At 63.6% G+C, this 16,413-nt stretch carries 15 protein-coding genes; 12 read left to right on the top strand and 3 right to left on the bottom strand.

Annotated elements, in window-relative coordinates:
- The 12 genes from AC0J5K_RS19335 (at window position 1) to AC0J5K_RS19390 (ending at window position 13,566) form a co-directional block, all read left to right on the top strand.
- Window positions 1-1,257, top strand: a complete 1,257-nt coding sequence (locus AC0J5K_RS19335) for an ABC transporter substrate-binding protein (protein WP_074837119.1) — start codon at window positions 1-3, stop codon at window positions 1,255-1,257.
- A gap of 80 nt (window positions 1,258-1,337) precedes the next feature.
- On the top strand, window positions 1,338-2,231 hold the full coding sequence (locus AC0J5K_RS19340) for a carbohydrate ABC transporter permease (RefSeq protein WP_244526510.1): 894 nt from the start codon (window positions 1,338-1,340) through the stop codon (window positions 2,229-2,231).
- 4 nt (window positions 2,232-2,235) lie between these two features.
- Window positions 2,236-3,060 carry a carbohydrate ABC transporter permease gene (locus tag AC0J5K_RS19345; RefSeq protein WP_048534995.1) on the top strand — a complete coding sequence of 275 codons (825 nt, stop codon included), beginning with the start codon at window positions 2,236-2,238 and terminating at the stop codon, window positions 3,058-3,060.
- Between the two features lie 10 nt (window positions 3,061-3,070).
- The gene (locus AC0J5K_RS19350; protein WP_048534997.1) at window positions 3,071-4,153 is read left to right on the top strand and encodes an ABC transporter ATP-binding protein; all 1,083 of its coding nucleotides are present in this window, start codon (window positions 3,071-3,073) and stop codon (window positions 4,151-4,153) included.
- Window positions 4,154-4,350: 197 nt separating this feature from the next.
- Complete coding sequence (locus tag AC0J5K_RS19355; protein WP_420398568.1) at window positions 4,351-5,160, top strand: IclR family transcriptional regulator domain-containing protein; 810 nt, start codon at window positions 4,351-4,353, stop codon at window positions 5,158-5,160.
- 34 nt (window positions 5,161-5,194) lie between these two features.
- Window positions 5,195-6,469, top strand: a complete 1,275-nt coding sequence (locus tag AC0J5K_RS19360) for an ABC transporter substrate-binding protein (RefSeq protein WP_274590366.1) — start codon at window positions 5,195-5,197, stop codon at window positions 6,467-6,469.
- Between the two features lie 65 nt (window positions 6,470-6,534).
- On the top strand, window positions 6,535-7,431 hold the full coding sequence (locus tag AC0J5K_RS19365) for a carbohydrate ABC transporter permease (RefSeq protein WP_244526508.1): 897 nt from the start codon (window positions 6,535-6,537) through the stop codon (window positions 7,429-7,431).
- A complete protein-coding gene (locus tag AC0J5K_RS19370) occupies window positions 7,428-8,258 on the top strand; it encodes a carbohydrate ABC transporter permease (protein WP_074837115.1) in 831 nt (276 codons plus the stop codon). The genes AC0J5K_RS19365 and AC0J5K_RS19370 overlap by 4 nt, the downstream gene beginning before the upstream one ends.
- Before the next feature lie 2 nt (window positions 8,259-8,260).
- Window positions 8,261-9,751 (top strand): sulfatase family protein, encoded by a 1,491-nt coding sequence (locus tag AC0J5K_RS19375; protein ID WP_074837114.1) that lies wholly within the window; start codon window positions 8,261-8,263, stop codon window positions 9,749-9,751.
- Between the two features lies 1 nt (window position 9,752).
- Window positions 9,753-10,757, top strand: a complete 1,005-nt coding sequence (locus AC0J5K_RS19380) for an ABC transporter ATP-binding protein (protein ID WP_074837113.1) — start codon at window positions 9,753-9,755, stop codon at window positions 10,755-10,757.
- A gap of 74 nt (window positions 10,758-10,831) precedes the next feature.
- A complete protein-coding gene (locus tag AC0J5K_RS19385; RefSeq protein ID WP_420398567.1) occupies window positions 10,832-12,076 on the top strand; it encodes a sulfatase family protein in 1,245 nt (414 codons plus the stop codon).
- 11 nt (window positions 12,077-12,087) lie between these two features.
- The gene (locus AC0J5K_RS19390) at window positions 12,088-13,566 is read left to right on the top strand and encodes a sulfatase-like hydrolase/transferase (RefSeq protein ID WP_283638672.1); all 1,479 of its coding nucleotides are present in this window, start codon (window positions 12,088-12,090) and stop codon (window positions 13,564-13,566) included.
- 12 nt (window positions 13,567-13,578) lie between these two features.
- Here AC0J5K_RS19390 and AC0J5K_RS19395 read toward each other — a convergent pair whose 3' ends face one another.
- From AC0J5K_RS19395 to AC0J5K_RS19405, 3 genes are read right to left on the bottom strand one after another with little or no spacing between them, the layout of a single operon-like run.
- Window positions 13,579-14,427, bottom strand: a complete 849-nt coding sequence (locus AC0J5K_RS19395; protein ID WP_274590362.1) for an ABC transporter permease — start codon at window positions 14,425-14,427, stop codon at window positions 13,579-13,581.
- Window positions 14,428-14,431: 4 nt separating this feature from the next.
- Window positions 14,432-15,289, bottom strand: a complete 858-nt coding sequence (locus AC0J5K_RS19400; RefSeq protein WP_420398566.1) for an ABC transporter permease — start codon at window positions 15,287-15,289, stop codon at window positions 14,432-14,434.
- Window positions 15,289-16,380 (bottom strand): ABC transporter ATP-binding protein, encoded by a 1,092-nt coding sequence (locus AC0J5K_RS19405; RefSeq protein ID WP_274590360.1) that lies wholly within the window; start codon window positions 16,378-16,380, stop codon window positions 15,289-15,291. Before AC0J5K_RS19405 ends, AC0J5K_RS19400 begins: the two co-directional genes overlap by 1 nt.
- Window positions 16,381-16,413 lie beyond the last annotated feature (33 nt).

Here is a 16,413-nt window from a genome sequence, read left to right on the forward strand (position 1 = left end):
ATGAAATTCACCATATCAGCCTTGGCCACCGCAGCGGCCCTGACCGCGCTGCCCGGCTTTGCACAGGAGCTTGTGCTATCCATCGGATCGCGCGGCTACGGACCGGCGGTCGAGCGCAATATCGAACGCTACGCGGCGGAAAACCCCGATGTCAGCATCGAATGGAACAAGGTGTCCGACGTGCCGGGCGAGACCCGCAAGCTTTATGTCACCGGCCTGACCGCCAAGAGCCCGACACCGGATATCTATGCGGTGGATGTGATCTGGGCCGGCGAATTTGCTCAGCGTGGCTGGCTCGAGCCGCTGAACGGGTTGCTCGACGAGGCCACTATCGACGCTTTCAACCCCTCGCTACTGGCAGCCTCGACCGTCGATGGCGAGGTGCATGCGCTGCCGCTTTACGCCGATGGCATCCATTTCTTCTATCGCACCGACCTGCTTGAAAAATACGGCCTCGACGTGCCGCAGACCTGGGAAGAGGTGCTGGCCGCCTCGCAGACCATCACCGAGGGCGAAGGCAATCCGCAGCTTTACGGTTTTGTCTCGATGTGGGCCAAGATCGAAGGTCTGTTCATGAACTGGCTGGCCTTTGCCAATGGCAATGGCGGCGGCTTCTATGATGCCGAGGGCAATGTCGCGGTGAATTCGCCCGCCAATATCGAGGCGACGCAATTCATGGTCGATCTGCTGCACGAACACCGGATCACCCCGGATTCGATCCTCAACGCCCGCCCCGACGACGCCCGCACCCTGTTCCAGCAGGGTCGCGCCGCCTTCCTCATGGTGCAGGATTTCGTGCACGCGCCGCTGAGCGCCGACAACAGTCCCGTCGCCGGCAAGTTCGACTTCACCCGCGTGCCCTATTTCGAGGGCCACGAGGATGCCAATTCCACCACCATGGGTGGCTGGTTCCTGGGCATCAATCCGAACTCGGACAACAAAGAGGCCGCAGCGGACTTCCTGGCGCATTTCACCGCCCAGGAGCAACAGCTGACCGCCGCGGTCGAAGACAACCGCGCCCCGACCATCCCCGGCATCTATGACAACGACGCGATGAAGGGCAACGCGGTGCTGGCGAAATTCGGCAAGAACTACGATTACGGCGTGGTGCGCCCCTCTGCCGGATCGGGCAGCAAGTATCCCCGCGTGTCGGAGATCATGCAGCTCGAGATCACCAATGCCCTGCACCGGCAGAAAACGGTGGAAGAGGCGCTGAACGACGCGCAGGCGCAGCTTGACGCGCTTCTGTCCGAGTAAGAGCCGGACATTCCCGGCACCTCCTCTCCCGGCGGCGTCCCGTCGCCGGGCAGACCTTTGACACCCCCCACGGTGGACCCATGACAAACATGACTTCCCCGCTCGACAGGCGCAGGCACCTGACGGGCATGGCCTTTATCACCCCGACGATGGCCGTGATCATTGCGATCCTCGTCTATCCGATCCTGCAATCCATCGTTCTGAGCTTTGGCCAGTCCAGTATCGACGGGTCAGAACCCTACAGCTTCGTCGGCCTCAAGCATTACGCCACCCTGGCCGGCAACGAACGGTTCTGGAATTCGCTTTGGGTGACGCTGGTGTTCACCGGTCTGTCGATCCCGCTGGAGCTGGCGATGGGCATCGGGCTGGCGGTGCTGCTGAACGAACATTTCCGCTTCAAGGGCATCGCCCGGCTGGCGGTGCTGTTTCCCTGGGCGCTGCCCACGGCGCTGAACACGCTGATGTGGCGCTGGATGTACAACACCGATTACGGGTTGTTCAATGCCGCCGCCCTGCAAAGCGGGATCGTGGATCGGCCGATCAACTGGCTGGGCGACGAGACCCTGGCCATGGGGTCGATGGTTGTCGTCGCGGTCTGGAAAACCTCCAGTTTCATGGCGCTGATCATCCTCGCCGGGCTGCAATCGATCCCGCGCGAGCTTTATGAAGCGGGCCGCATGGATGGCATGACCCGCTGGCAGGAGTTCCGCGAGATCACCCTGCCGCTGTTGAAAGGGCCGATCCTGGTGGCGCTGATCGTGCGGTCGATGGATGCCCTGCGGACGTTTGAACTGCCCTTCAACCTGACCGACGGCGGCCCGGTGACCGCCACCGAGAGCCTGTCGCTTTACGCCTACAAGGTGATCTTCGACTTCATCGAGTTCAACTACGGCGCCGCCATCGTCGTGGTGCAGTTTCTGGTGATCTTCGCCATGAGCCTGCTCTACATCCTCACCCTGCGGAACAAGGACTGACGCCATGACCAAACGTCCCCGTTTCGGCCTCTATGCGCTGGTGATCCTGTCGGTGGTGATCTCCTTCCTGCCGATCATCTGGCTGGTGCTGACCTCGTTGAAAACGACCGAGGGCATCTATGCCTGGCCGCCGCAGTACCTGCCCGATCCCTTCACGCTCAAGAACTACATCAACATCTTCACCAATTCGCCGGAGCTGCTGCTCTACGTGCTGAACTCCTTCATCGTGGCGCTCGGCTGCACCGTGGTGGCGCTGAGCTTCGGCGGCATGGCGGGCTATGCGCTGTCGCGGCTGGGGATGCGGCGCGCGGGTGTGCTGATGGTCTTCATCCTCGCGGTGTCGATGTTCCCACCGGTGTCGCTGCTGCCGTCGCTGTTCCAGACCTTCCTGAACCTCGGGCTGCTCAACACCTACACCGGGCTGATCATCGCCCACACCGGGTTGTTCCTGCCCTTCACAGTCTGGATGCTGGCCAGCTATTTCGCCACGCTGCCGCCCGAAATCGAAGAGGCCGCGCGGATGGACGGCATGGGCTTCTTCCGCATCTTCTGGTCGATCGTGATCCCGCTGTCCTGGCCCGGCTTCGTGGCGACCGGGCTGATCGTCTTCATCTTCTCGTGGAACGAATTTCCGCTGGCGCTGGTGCTGATGACCCAGAACGCGATGCGCACCGCGCCGGTGGGCATCTCGCTCTACCCCGGCGAATACGCCTTTCCGTGGGAGACGATCTCGACCGCGACGGTGATCGCCATCGTGCCGATCCTGATCATCACCGCCATCTTCCAGAAACAGATCGTCGGCGGGCTGACCGCTGGCGCAGGCAAGTGAGACCCTGACAATGACCGAAGTGAAACTGGACCGTATCGGCAAATCCTATGGCAGCGTCGAGGCCGTGCAACAATTCGACCTGACAATCCGCGAGGGAGAGTTCCTGGTCCTGCTGGGGCCCTCGGGCTGCGGCAAATCCACGACGCTAAGGATGATCGCCGGGCTGGAAAGCATTACGAAGGGCGATCTGATGATCGGCGGCACGCGGATGAACGATGTCGATCCCAAGGATCGCGGCGTGGCGATGGTGTTCCAGAACTACGCGCTCTATCCGCACAAGACGGTGTTCGACAACATGGCCATGGCGCTGAAGCTGCAAAAGGTGCCGGCGGCCGAGATTCAGGACCGCGTGGGCCGCACCGCCGAGCTTCTGGGCCTGACCGACTACCTGCACCGCAAGCCCGCCGCGCTTTCGGGTGGCCAGCGCCAGCGGGTGGCCATCGGCCGCGCCATCGTGCGCACACCCGATGTCTTCCTGTTCGACGAGCCGCTGTCGAACCTCGATGCCAAGCTGCGCGTCAAGATGCGGATGGAATTGCAGGAGCTGCACGACCGCCTGGGCGCGACCTCGGTTTATGTCACCCACGACCAGGTGGAGGCGATGACCCTGGCCGACCGGATCGTCATCATGAACGGCGGCGTGGTGGCACAGGTCGGCACCCCGCGCGAGGTCTATGATCGCCCGGCGGATGAATTCGTCGCCGGCTTCATCGGCAGCCCGGCAATGAACTTCCTCGATCTGATGCGCGACGACACCGGGCGCTGGATCACCGAATGCGGCAGCCTCGTCCTGCCGTCCCTGCCGGTCGATGCCGGCGCCCGTCGACAGGTCAGGCTCGGCGTGCGGCCGGAACATATCGCCGTGACCGCCGGCGGCCAGCCGCAGGGCGATCTGGACTATCAGGCCGAAGTTCTGCTTGACGAGCTGCTGGGTGCCGATGCGCTGCTCAGCCTCGGTGTGGGCAAGGCGCGGCTTCTGGCGCGGGTCGGCGGCACCGATCACCCGGTGCAGGGCGATCGGGTGGCCATCGCGCTGACGGCAGCACAATTGCACGTCTTTGATGCCGACACCGGTGTCGCCCTTCGCGACTGACCGAAAGGGCCCGCGTCCGCGGCTTTGACCTCAAGAGCCCCCGCATCGAATGGCCGATGGGGGGGCTTGTTTTCGCGTGGGCCGCTGCCGCCGCATCCTGTTCCGGCCGGACGAGGATTGACAACAGGAGCAGGATTCGTCATAAGTCATATAAATTTCATTATTGGAATACAGAATTCCAAATAGGAAATAACGAGATGAATCCGACTGAACGAACCTTGCAAGTACTGGAGTACATCATGGCTGCGGGTCCGGGACCTTTGAAGCAGGTCGACATCGCCCGCGACTGCAGGCTGTCGCCGGCGACGCTCAATCGGATCATCAAGTCGCTGTCGGATTGGGGCTATCTGTTCCGGACCAGTGAAAAGTTCTGCGTCCGCAACTTTCGGCTCGACCGCAACGTGCCGATGTCGGAGACCTACCTTGCCAAGCTCGACGAAACGATGCGCGCGCTTTCGGAAAAGCTTGGCGTCTCGGCCGAGGTCGTGGTGGTCGCCGGGCACGAGCTGCTCTGGCATTCCAAGACCGACCACCCCGATCCCGAGGTGATGATCCGTGCCAACGTCGGCTTCCGCCGGTCGCTTTACGAGCTTGACGTGCTCTCCAAACTCTATCTCAGCCGGCTCGACTGGGACGAAGTCGAGGCGCGTTTTTATACCGACGGCTTCTTCGAGACCCAGTACACGCCCGGCCAGGCCACGTCCTGGCTCCAAGTGGCGACGGTGCGGCAGGCGCTCGAAGACATGCGCAATGACGCCTTTGCCGCCGATCAAGTCGGCAACCACGTCGGCATCCGCCGCTTTGCCACAGTGATCGAGGATCCCGAGGGCACTTTTCTGCATCTGCTCGCGCTGGCCGAACCGGCCGAGCGCGCCAATGGGGACGAAGACACCTATCGCGCCGCGCTGCTCGAGGCGCGGGACGAGTTGGCCGAGCTGGTCTCGGCCGAGAGCGCCGCGAACCGGTTGCGGCCGAAACATCAATCCATGCCGCTCCGAGGAGGATAACGGAGGCGGTGCAACTGACCCTTTGGGAGGACACATGAAACACCTTTGCACAACAGCTTTGGTGGCCAGCTTCGCTATGGCCGCCCCCTTTGCGCCCACTGCGGCAGACGCCGAAGAGATCAATGTCGTCATGTTCGGCATGCCCTACACCAACGGGCTGCGCAAACTGGCCGACGATTTCGAGGCCGAGACCGGCATCAAGGCCAATATCGACGTGATCGGCCAGGACGTCTTCGAGAACCGCATCACCCTGTCCTTTACCGGCGGCACCGGCGATATCGACGTTGTTCATGCGCCGGTCATCCAGGTGCAACGCTGGGTTGCGGCCAACTGGCTCAAGCCGATCACCGCCGAAGTCGCCGCCATGGCGGTCAAGGACGACATCCTGAAAGGCCCGCTCGACGCCTACAAGATCAATGGCGAGCAATATGCGGTGCCCTTCATGGCGGCCACCGGGCTGATGACCTATCGCCAGGACGTGCTGGAAGCGGCGGGCGTCGGCGTGCCCGAGACCTGGGCCGAAATGCTGGAGATCGCGCCGCAGGTCACCAATGACGACCGCGCGGCCATCGCGCTGCGCGCGGTGCCCGGCCAAGGCTTCAACATGTTTATCTTTCCGATGATCATGCGCGCCTATGGCGGCAAGTTCTTTGCCGATTACACCGGCGGCGACCTGACACCGGCTATCAATTCGCCCGAGACCCTGGAGGCCCTCAAGGTCTATATCGAGTTGATCAACGACTACGCCCCGCAGGGGGCCGGCAATTTCAATTTTGCCGAGGTCAATGCGGCGGCGCAGAACGGCCAGGTGGTTTTTACCGTCGAGGGCACCGGCGTCGTCACCCAGATCGTCGACCCGGATAAGAGCAAGTTCGCCGATGTCACTGGCATCGCCCTGCCGCCGGGTGGCCCGGCCGGCCGATCGCCCGCCATTGCGGTGCATGGCCTCGCCATCCCGAGCTCGGCCGAAAACCCCGAAGCCTCGGCCCGGTTCATCGAATGGGCGGTCAGCCCCGAGACGATGACCAAGATCGCGCTGGCCGAGCCGTTTTCGAACTTCACCACCGGTTCGGTCGCGCAGAACGCCGAAGTGATCGCGAAATACGACGCCGTTCACCCCGATTTCCTGCGCATGCAGGGCGAGGCGCTGAACCTTGCCATCGGCCATTACCGCCCGCTGCTGCCCGATTGGCCGTCGCTGGGGGCCGCCATCGGTGAAAACATCAACGCCGCGGTCAACGGGCTTATGTCGCCCGAGGATGCGCTGGCGGCGGCGGAACAGGAAATGAAGGACATCCTGGGCCAATGACGATCCTTCAGGCTCCGGACCGGCGGGATCATCCCGCCGGTCGCTCTCTCGCAAGAAAGCGCTCCATGACACAGGCCACCTCAAAACGGCGCGGCGCCACCTACGAGCTGGAACGCGGCTATCGCCGGATGATCATCCCCGCGATCCTCGCTGTTGCGATCTTTGCCATCGTGCCGCTGGCCGGCATGCTGGCGCTGTCGTTCAGCGACTACCACCTGATCCGCGGCTCCAAAGGCGAGTTCGGCTTTCACAACTTCGCCCGCCTGCTCAGCGATCAGCGGCTGGTCAATTCGATCTACGTGATGTCTGTCCTGTCGATCTTCGGCGTCGCCGCGCAAGTCGTCATCGGCACCGCCGTGGCCGTCGGCCTGCAAAAGATCGTCGGCAAGTGGCGGCTGGGCCGGGTGCTTTTTCTGGTGCCCTACGCCGTACCGCATGTCGCCGTGGCGCTGATCTGGCTGTCGCTCTTCACCCCCACCTTGTCGCCGATCAACGCCTTCTTCGATCTCTTCGGCTTCACCGTGCCGACCTTTCTGACCACCCAGAACGGCGCCATGTTCGCGATCATCGTGGCCGACACCTGGACCAACTTTCCCTTCGCCATGCTGATCATCCTGGCCGCGCTTCAGGGCATCTCGACGGATCTCGACGAGGCCGCCGCGATCGACGGGGCTTCTCGGGTCAAGACCTTCATCTTCATCACCCTGCCGCTGCTGATGCCGGCACTGCTGATGGTCACGCTGTTCCGCTTCATCGACTCGCTCAAGCATTTTCCGATGATCTTCGTTATCACCAAGGGCGGGCCGGGCCGGTCGACACAGGCCACCAACTTCTATGCCTATGTGCAGACCTTCCAGAACTCGAACGTCGCTTATGGCGCGGCAATCGCGGTGCTTTTGTTCCTGATGGCGGCGCTGATCAGCTTCTACGTCGCACGTCTCAACCAGAGGGTTTCGCAATGATCGACAACAGCCCTGAATTCCGCATCAAAAAGGCCATAGGAACCACCGTGATGCTGCTGCTGGTGACCTTTGCGGCGCTGCCCACGCTCTGGGCGCTGCTGCTGGCCTTTCGCGCCCCCGACGCGGTATTCGAGCCGATCTGGGAAAGCCCGCTGAAGCTCACCTTCGACAACTTCTTCAACATCACCCGGTCTGATTTCCCCAAGGCGCTGATGAACTCCTTCATCACCGCGGGCCTCTCCACCGTCTTTGCGATGCTGGTGGGCGTGCCGGCCGGGTTTGCCCTGGCCAAGAGCCGGGTCTCGGGCAAATTCATCGCGTCCTGGATCCTGCTCCTGCTGCGCATGGCGCCGCCGGTGGGCTTTGTGATCCCGCTGTTCCTGCTTTATGTCAACGCAGGGCTGATCGACACCTACGCCGGGCTGGTCTTTGCCTATATGACCCTGACCCTGCCGCTTGTCACATGGTCGATGTGGAATTCCTTTTCGCAGGTGCCGGACGAGCTGATCGAAGCGGCGATCATGGATGATGCCTCGCTGACCAAGGCCTTTCTGCTGATCGCCCTGCCCGCCGCACGGCCCGGGGCTGTGGCGGCGGCGATCCTGGCCTTCCTGGTGGCCTGGAACGACTTCTTCTATTCGCTGATCATCACCCGCTCCGACACCACGACGGCGCCGGTGGCGGTGATGAACTTCATCTCCTTCGACTCTGTCGACTGGGCCTCGATCGCCGTGGCCAGCATCGCGCTGACCCTGCCGATCCTGCCACTGATGGCAATTGCCAATCGCTATATCGTCCAGTCGCTCTCGGGCGCGGTGAAGGGCTGAGCATGACCAAGAGACCCAATATCGTCTTCATCATCACCGACCAGCAGCGCTACGACACCATCGCGGCGCTGGGCTTCGACCACATGATCACCCCCAACCTGGACCGGCTTGTCAAACGCGGTACGGCGTTTGAGAACATGTACATTACCTCGCCTTCCTGCGCGCCGTCGCGGGCCTCGCTCTTCACCGGCACCTATCCGCATACCAACGGCGTGTTCCGCAATGACGAGCCCTGGCAATATTGCTGGGTCAAGGATCTGGCCGAGGCGGGCTATCGCACGGTGAACGTGGGCAAGATGCATACCATGCCGGTCGAAGGCGCTTTCGGCTTTCACGAGCGCCACGTCACCGAGAACAAGGATCGCGACCATCCCAACCTGCCGTTCTACCTCGACAATTGGGACAAGGCGTTTTTTCTGCGCGGGCTGGAGAAACCCTCGCGCGTTACCAAGCGGCGCGACAACGGCTATGGCGACAAGCTGGGCGCCTGGGCCTGGCAATTGGACGAATGCCTGCACCCGGATGTCTTTACCGGCCAAATGGCCAAATGGTGGCTCGACCGCTACACCGGCGAGGGCCCCTTCTTCCTGCAAGTGGGCCTTCCCGGTCCGCATCCGCCCTACGACCCCACACAGGGCTACCTCGACATGTACAAGAACCGCGACCTGCCCGAGGTCATCCCGCCCGACCCCGAGGCACAACCGAAAGCCATGCAGGGCCTGCGAGATTTCATGCTGGGCGAGGATGCGGACGGCGTGGTTCACCTGCCCGACCCGAGCCCCGAGCAATCCCGCCGTCAGCGCGCGCATTATTACGCCAATGTCACCATGATCGACACCCAAGTGGGCGAGATCATCGAGACTCTGGAGGCGCGGGGCGTGCTGGACGACACGATCATCGTCTTCACGTCGGATCACGGTGACGCGCTTGGCGATCATGGCCATTCGCAGAAATGGAACATGTACCAATCCACCGTTCGGGTCCCCGCGCTGGTTGCCGGGCCGGGCATCCCTGCCGGCAGGCGGGTCACTGACAATGTTTCGCTGTTTGATTTCGGCCCGACCATTCTGGACTGGGCCGGCGTGCAGGTTCCAGGCTGGATGGAGGCATCCTCCCTAATCCCCTATTTCGGCAAGGAACCTGCACCAGGACGCAATCGGGTGTTTGCCGAACACTCCAACGACGCGCTGCTCAGCGGCACCCGCATGATGACCATGGTGCTCGAGGGCCGGATGAAGCTGGTGCATTTCGTCGACGCCGACGAAGGTATGCTGTTCGATCTCGACGCCGATCCGAGGGAACAGGTCAACCTGTGGGATGCGCCCGAACACCGGGCGACCCGCGACCGGCTGATCCACGAGATCCTGCTCTGGCGTTCCGATAGCGCCCTTAAATCTCAGGGTTTTATCGAAGCCTGCGTGCGTGGCGCGCAATCAATGATGTCTCCGCCGCTTCATATGGCGCGCGGACAACACCGGGAAGGGAGCCGCTGATATGGGCCGCATTCACCTGAAAGACGTGCGCAAGGACTTTGGCGAGATGACCGTCATTCCGCCGCTCAACCTCGAAATCGATGATGGCGAATTTGTCGTTTTTGTCGGCCCGTCAGGCTGCGGGAAATCCACCCTTCTGCGGCTGATCGCCGGGCTCGAGAACACCACTTCGGGCGCCATCGAGATCGACGGCAAGGATGCCACCGACCTGCCGCCGGGCAAGCGCGGGCTGGCCATGGTGTTCCAGTCCTACGCGCTTTATCCGCATCTCAGCGTGGCGCAGAATATCGCCTTTCCGATGCGCATGGCCGGTCTCGACAAGGCCGAACAGGCGCGGCGGATCGACAATGCCGCCCGGGTGCTGAACCTGACCGACTATCTCGACCGCAAGCCCGGTCAGCTGTCGGGCGGCCAGCGCCAGCGCGTCGCCATCGGCCGGGCCATCGTGCGCGAGCCTTCGGCCTTCCTGTTCGATGAGCCGTTGTCGAACCTCGATGCGGCACTGCGGGTGGGGATGCGGCTCGAGATCTCGGAACTGCACAAGCGGCTCGACACCACGATGATCTATGTCACCCACGATCAGGTCGAGGCGATGACCATGGCCGACAAGATCGTGGTGCTCAACAAGGGCCGGATCGAACAGGTCGGCTCGCCGCTCGAGCTCTATGACAACCCGCGCAACCTCTTTGTGGCCAAATTCATCGGCTCGCCGATGATGAACATCATCGAGGGCGAAGCGGCCAGCACCCAGGGCGCCGCGGCGCTGGGAGTCCGGCCCGAGCATGTCACCCTGTCGCCCGACCAAGGACTCTGGCAGGGCACGGTGGGCGTTTCGGAGCATCTTGGCAGCGACACCTTCATCCGCGTCGATGTTGATGGCGTGCCCGAAACGATGACCGTGCGCGCGCCGGGCAAGGTGCGGCTCAATTACCGCGACCGCGTCTTTGTCACCCCGCAAGAGGCCAGCATGCACCGCTTCGATGCGGAGGGTCTACGCGTCAGCTGACCCTTTACCGGCCGGGGGCAACGTCATGCGCCTCCGGCCTCGTCGCCCGCCCCGAGTGAACAAGGAGTGCACCCGTGACCTGCCCGACCCGGCACAACATCCTGTGGATTGTCTTCGACAGCCTGAGCGAAACCGCCTGCGCCGCCCTGCCGACGCTGTCGGCCTTTCGCGACAGCAGCCTGCATTTCGCCCGCGCCTATGCCCCCTCACCCGAGGCCGGCCCGGCACGCGCCAGCCTATTCACCGGGCTCGACATGGCGGCACATGGGGTCTGGACCGAGGGCGTCGCCCTGCCCGGGCGCGAAACCACGGTGGCGCAGCGGATGGCCGATGGCGGCATGCGCACCTGGCTTGTCGGACGGCGCCAGCTTGCCGGCGCCTCGCATTGGACGACGGAACATGCCCGGCCCTTCGAATATGCGCAATTCGATTGGGCGCACGGGCCGTTGCACCGCTCGCGCCAGAACGCCTATCTGGCCTGGCTCGAGGCACGGGCGCCAGAGGCCTATCAAGAGATTTTCCCGGCCCAGCCCGATCCTGACGCGACCGAAATCTCCGATCGGCAGCGCCATGCTCTGGCGGCGCTGCCCGAGGCGCTCGGATTCAACAGCTGGGTTGGCGCGCGAGTGTGCGCACAGCTCTCGCAGCCCGCGGGCGGGGCGAATTTCTTCGGGGTCGCGGGCCTGGTGGTGGGCGAGACCCAGGGTGGCGCGCCGAATCCGCATATTCCCTGCGAGACCGTCGATGCCGGCGCAATGCGCCAGGCCGATGCCGCCTTGGCGGCAATGCTTGAAAGGTTGGACAGCACCGGGCTGGCAGAGCGCACCGCCGTTGTCGTGACCGCTGCGCGCGGCGCGCTTGCCACGTCTCGCGGTCCGATGCAGGACAGCGCACTGCATGTGCCGCTGATGATCCGTATGCCCGGTCGCGCCCCGCGCCGCACCGAAGCTATGGTCTCGACCATTGACGTGGCGCCAACGCTTTATGCCTTGGCCGATATGCCGCCTCCGCGCCGCATTCAGGGCCGTTCGCTGCTGGACGGAACGCCGCGGGATTGGGCCCTGTCGCGGCTACGCAGCCCAGATCACCGCTGGCAGACCGCGCTTTGCATGGACCGGTGGAAGCTGGTGGTGACCCATGGCGCCAATGGCCGCGCGGCGCATGACAGCCTGTTCGACCTGACCGAAGACCCGGGCGAGGCCAGCAACCTGGCCGCCGACCCGGCGCATCAGGACCGGCTCGAGCAGATGGTCGACCGAATGATCGACGCCCGCGTCGCACTCGAAGATCGCACCGAGCCCCGCATCGCAAAATTCTGAAAGCGCCCCGGATGCCCGATACCCGCCCCAACATCCTATTCATCTGCACCGATCAGCAGCGCGGCGACAGCCTCGGTTGCACCGGCGCCGGTTGGGCCGTGAGCCCCAACCTCGACGCGCTGGCCGCCGAGGGCGCGCTGTTTCGCAATTGCTACGTCCAGAACCCGGTGTGCAGCCCGTCACGTGCGTCGCTCTTCACCGGGAAATATGTCGCCAATCACGGGCTGTATGCCAATGGCGTCCCGCTGCCCGAAGATCAGCGGATGTTCACCAAGACCCTTTCCGAGGCCGGATATGACTGCGGCATGATTGGCAAGCAGCATCTGGCTCCCTGCGACACCTGGCGGACCGAGCCGCGCCGCGACGATGGCTACCGCGTCTTCGAATGGGCGCATGGCCCCAATCACCGGGCGCTGGAGAACGACTATCACCGCTGGCTGCGCAAGACCCACCCCGCGATTTTCGCCCGGATCTTTCCCGACCGGGGTGCCAACGAGAACACCGAATACAGCAACCAGTCCCGCACCGGCACGCCGATCGATCATGTGCCGAAAGAGGCGCATTATTCGCACTGGGTTGCTGAACGCGCGATAGATTTCATCTCACACCCGCGCGCGGATGCGCCGTTCTTCCTGATGGCCAATTTTTTCGATCCGCATCATTCCTTTGGCGCGCCGCAGGAGTTTCGTGACATGATCGACGCCGACGCTATTGCGCCGATCACCACCAAGCCCGGCGAGCTTGACGAAAAACCGGCGCCGCACCGCGCATATTCCGAAAAGAGCTATAGTGGCACAGCGCCGGGGTTTCAGGAGTATACCGCGGAGCAGATCAAGGAAATCCGTGCGCAATACTGGGCGATGATCGCGCTGATCGATCATGAGGTCGGACGCATTCTTGCAGCGCTGGAGGTTGCCGGCATGGCCGAGAACACGCTTGTCGTCTTTTCGTCGGATCATGGCGAGATGCTGGGCAATCACCAGCAGCTTCTGAAAGGCCCCCAGCTTTACGACGATCTGACCCGCGTGCCGCTGATCGCTCGCTGGCCGCGCGAGATCGCGCCGGGCGCCGAGGTGTCCGAGCTGGTGCAATGGATCGATCTGCCCGCCACCTTTCTGGCGGCTTCGGGCTGCGCGCCGGCCGCGGGAGGGCAAGGCGCCTCGCTGCTGCCGCTGGCGCGGGGGCAGGCGGTGGATTGGCGGTCCTGGGCGCTTTGCGAATACCGCTATTCCGGCTTTGCCACCGATCCGCTGATCATGACTACCATGCTGCGCCACGGCGACTGGAAGCTGATCGTCTGGCATGGCGAACCGGCCTGCGGCACCACGCGGGACGGCGAGCTTTACAACCTGGCCGAGGATCCGGGCGAGCTCGATAATCTCTATCACCGCCCGGAGCACGCCGGCCAGCGACGGCGGATGAAGGCGCTGCTGCGCGACGCGATGGCCGAAGCCGAAGACCGGTCCGCCCCGCGCGCCCGGCCCTGGTAGGGACGGGCCGGCTCAGCGCCGCTGAAACAGGATCACCAGCAGGGCCAGCAGCGACGAGCCCAGCATCAGGAGCAGCGAGACCGCATTCAGGAGCGGCGTCGAGCCTTCCTTGAGCCGGTCGAACATGGCGATGGTCAGCGGCGCATCCGAGCCCACCAGCATCAGCGTGGTATTGAAATTCTCGAAGCTCATCAAAAAGGCCACCACCACGGCGCCGATCATCGCCGGCATCAGAAAGGGAAGAGTGATCGTGCGCACCGCCACCAGCCGCGTCGCGCCCAGATTCAGCGCCGCCTCCTCCAGCGTGCGGTCGAACTTCTGCAACCGCGCGGTGATCACCAGCGTGGCGATCGTGGTGATGAAGGAGAACTGGCCGAGGATCACCAGCAACAACCCGGGCCGCAACGCCTGAATATCGATCTGCGCCAGATCCCAGATGCCATTGGCCAGCGTCGAGGAAAAGACCAGGATCGAGATGCCCAGCACGATGCCCGGAATGACCAGCGGCAGCAGCATCAGCACATAAAGCAGCCCCTTGCCGCGAAAGTCGTAGCGGTTGAAGAGAAAGGCGTTGGTGGTGCCGACGCTGACCGACAGCACCGCCACGCAGAGCGCCACGAAGGCCGAGGTGCCCACCGCGCGCAGGATGCCGCGTTCGTGGAACACGCCGATCTGCGGGCGGTCCTCGCCGAAGAACCAGTTCCAGGTGAAGCCCTCCCAGGGCAGCGAGGGGAATTGGCTGTCGTTGAAGGCGAAGACCGCGACCACCGTCAGCGGCAGTGCCAGATAAAGGAAGAACGCCAGCACATAGCTGCCATAGATCAGCCGGAAGGCGCGCGAGCGGGGAATGGTGGGGATCATGCGGTCATCCCATCGTCTCTTGAAGGGTCCGGCCTGTCAGCCGCAGCATGCCCCAGACGATCACCGAGGACAGCACCAGCAACATGAAGCCGAAGGCGGCGCCCAGCTCCCAGTTCGAGCGCACGATGAACTGGTTGTAGATCATCTCGGTGAACCACAGGCTGTCCTTGCCCCCGAGCATGGTGGGCGTCAGGTAGTTACCGAGGCTGAGCATGAAAACCACGATGCAGCCCGAGACGATGCCCGGCATGGCATGGGGAATGATGATCTCGCGCAAGACCGACAGGCCGTTGCCGCCGAGATCATAGCCCGCCTCGACCACACTGTCGTCGAGGCTTTCCAGCGTGGTCACCAAAGGCACCACCATGAAGAGCATCGAGGTATAGACCAGCCCCACCATCATCGCCGCATCGTTATAGAGCATCTCGACCGGCTGGTCGGCCAGCCCCGTCCATTGCAGCAGGTTCGAGATCAGCCCGGTCTCGCGCAGCAGGATCATCCAGCCGAAGGTGCGCACCAGCTCCGAGACGTAGAACGGGATGAGGCAGAGCATGAAGAGCACCTGCTGCAAGCGCCCGCGCGCCATCTTGGCGATGTAATAGGCCACCGGAAAGGCGATCAGCAGGGTGATCGCCGTCGCCAGCACCGACATGACGGCGGTGCGCCAGAAGGTGCGCAGGTAAAGCGGCTCGGTCAGCGCCTTCTGGTATTGCAGCAAGCTGGTCTCGTAGACGCCAAAGCTGATGCGCTCGCGCAGCGAGATCAGAGCCATGTCGATATGCGGAATCAGGATCAGCAGCCCGAGCCAGAGAAGCAGCGGGGTCAGCAGCAGGATGAACGCGATGCGGGATTGGGCACGCATCAGCCCTGCCCCCCGAAACAGCTGGCCTGCGCCGCCCCCCAGCCGATATGCACCGTGTCGCCCCGTTGCAGGTTGGCGAATTCGCCCGATTGCGGCAGGGTCACTTCCAGCGTCTCGCCAGCCTCGTCCACGACCAGCACGCGCGAGGCGGCGCCGTTGAACAGGATACTGGTCACGCTGCCCTGCAAATGGTTGTCGACATCCGAAAGCGCGCCGGCGCTGCCCGCCAGCCGGATCGATTCCGGGCGAACGAAAATCTCTGCCCGGTCGCCTGCGGCCAACCCGCCGGCGGTCGTGGCACGAATGGCAAGGCCGGTCTCGGTGCGCAGTTGCAGCACGTCGCCCTCGGCCCGCTCGATGCGGCCCTTCCAGCGGTTGGCCTCGCCGATGAAACCCGCCACAAACGGCGTTTCGGGGCGGTAATAAAGGTCCTGCCCGGTGCCGACCTGTTCGAACCGGCCGGCATTCATCACCGCGATCTGGTCGGACATCACCAGCGCCTCGGACTGGTCGTGGGTGATATAGACGAAGGTGGTGTCAAACGCCGCCTGAAGCGCCTTCAGCTCGACCTTCATATGCTCGCGCAGCTTCAGATCCAGCGCCCCCAGAGGCTCGTCCAGCAAGAGCACATCCGGCTCGAGCACCATGCAGCGCGCGATGGCGACGCGCTGTTTCTGGCCGCCCGACAGCTCGTCGACCTTGCGGGCGCCGATCCCCGGCAGGCCGATCCGCTCCAGCGCCGCGTCGACCTTGCGGGCGATCTGGTCCTTCGGCATCTTCTGCCGCCGGAGGCCATAGCCGATGTTCTCGGCGATGGTCATCATCGGGAACAGCGCCAGATGCTGGAACACCATGTTCACCGGCCGCTTGTTGGGCGGGGTGTCAAGCACCGAGCGGCCCTTGATCCTGATGTCGCCCGAGGTCGGATCGAGGAAGCCGGCGATCATCCGCATGATCGTTGTCTTGCCACAGCCCGACGGCCCGAGGATCGAGAAAAAGCTCCCCGGCGGCACCGAGAAGGAGACATTGTCGACGGCCGTCGTCTCGTCGAACCGTTTCACGAGATCGACACATGCGAGATCAGGGGTCATTGCGGGGTCCGGTCTTGTGGCGGCACCCGAGGA

This window comes from Marinovum sp. E3 (assembly GCF_055755275.1).

What these genes read in the sequence shown, in the direction of transcription:
- AC0J5K_RS19335 (WP_074837119.1), top strand. Translation starts at nt 1, where the DNA reads ATGAAATTCACCATATCAGCCTTGGCCACCGCAGCGGCCCTGACCGCG.
- AC0J5K_RS19340 (WP_244526510.1), top strand. Translation starts at nt 1,338, where the DNA reads ATGACAAACATGACTTCCCCGCTCGACAGGCGCAGGCACCTGACGGGC.
- AC0J5K_RS19345 (WP_048534995.1), top strand. Translation starts at nt 2,236, where the DNA reads ATGACCAAACGTCCCCGTTTCGGCCTCTATGCGCTGGTGATCCTGTCG.
- AC0J5K_RS19350 (WP_048534997.1), top strand. Translation starts at nt 3,071, where the DNA reads ATGACCGAAGTGAAACTGGACCGTATCGGCAAATCCTATGGCAGCGTC.
- AC0J5K_RS19355 (WP_420398568.1), top strand. Translation starts at nt 4,351, where the DNA reads ATGAATCCGACTGAACGAACCTTGCAAGTACTGGAGTACATCATGGCT.
- AC0J5K_RS19360 (WP_274590366.1), top strand. Translation starts at nt 5,195, where the DNA reads ATGAAACACCTTTGCACAACAGCTTTGGTGGCCAGCTTCGCTATGGCC.
- AC0J5K_RS19365 (WP_244526508.1), top strand. Translation starts at nt 6,535, where the DNA reads ATGACACAGGCCACCTCAAAACGGCGCGGCGCCACCTACGAGCTGGAA.
- AC0J5K_RS19370 (WP_074837115.1), top strand. Translation starts at nt 7,428, where the DNA reads ATGATCGACAACAGCCCTGAATTCCGCATCAAAAAGGCCATAGGAACC.
- AC0J5K_RS19375 (WP_074837114.1), top strand. Translation starts at nt 8,261, where the DNA reads ATGACCAAGAGACCCAATATCGTCTTCATCATCACCGACCAGCAGCGC.
- AC0J5K_RS19380 (WP_074837113.1), top strand. Translation starts at nt 9,753, where the DNA reads ATGGGCCGCATTCACCTGAAAGACGTGCGCAAGGACTTTGGCGAGATG.
- AC0J5K_RS19390 (WP_283638672.1), top strand. Translation starts at nt 12,088, where the DNA reads ATGCCCGATACCCGCCCCAACATCCTATTCATCTGCACCGATCAGCAG.
- AC0J5K_RS19395 (WP_274590362.1), bottom strand. Translation starts at nt 14,427, where the DNA reads ATGATCCCCACCATTCCCCGCTCGCGCGCCTTCCGGCTGATCTATGGC.
- AC0J5K_RS19400 (WP_420398566.1), bottom strand. Translation starts at nt 15,289, where the DNA reads ATGCGTGCCCAATCCCGCATCGCGTTCATCCTGCTGCTGACCCCGCTG.
- AC0J5K_RS19405 (WP_274590360.1), bottom strand. Translation starts at nt 16,380, where the DNA reads ATGACCCCTGATCTCGCATGTGTCGATCTCGTGAAACGGTTCGACGAG.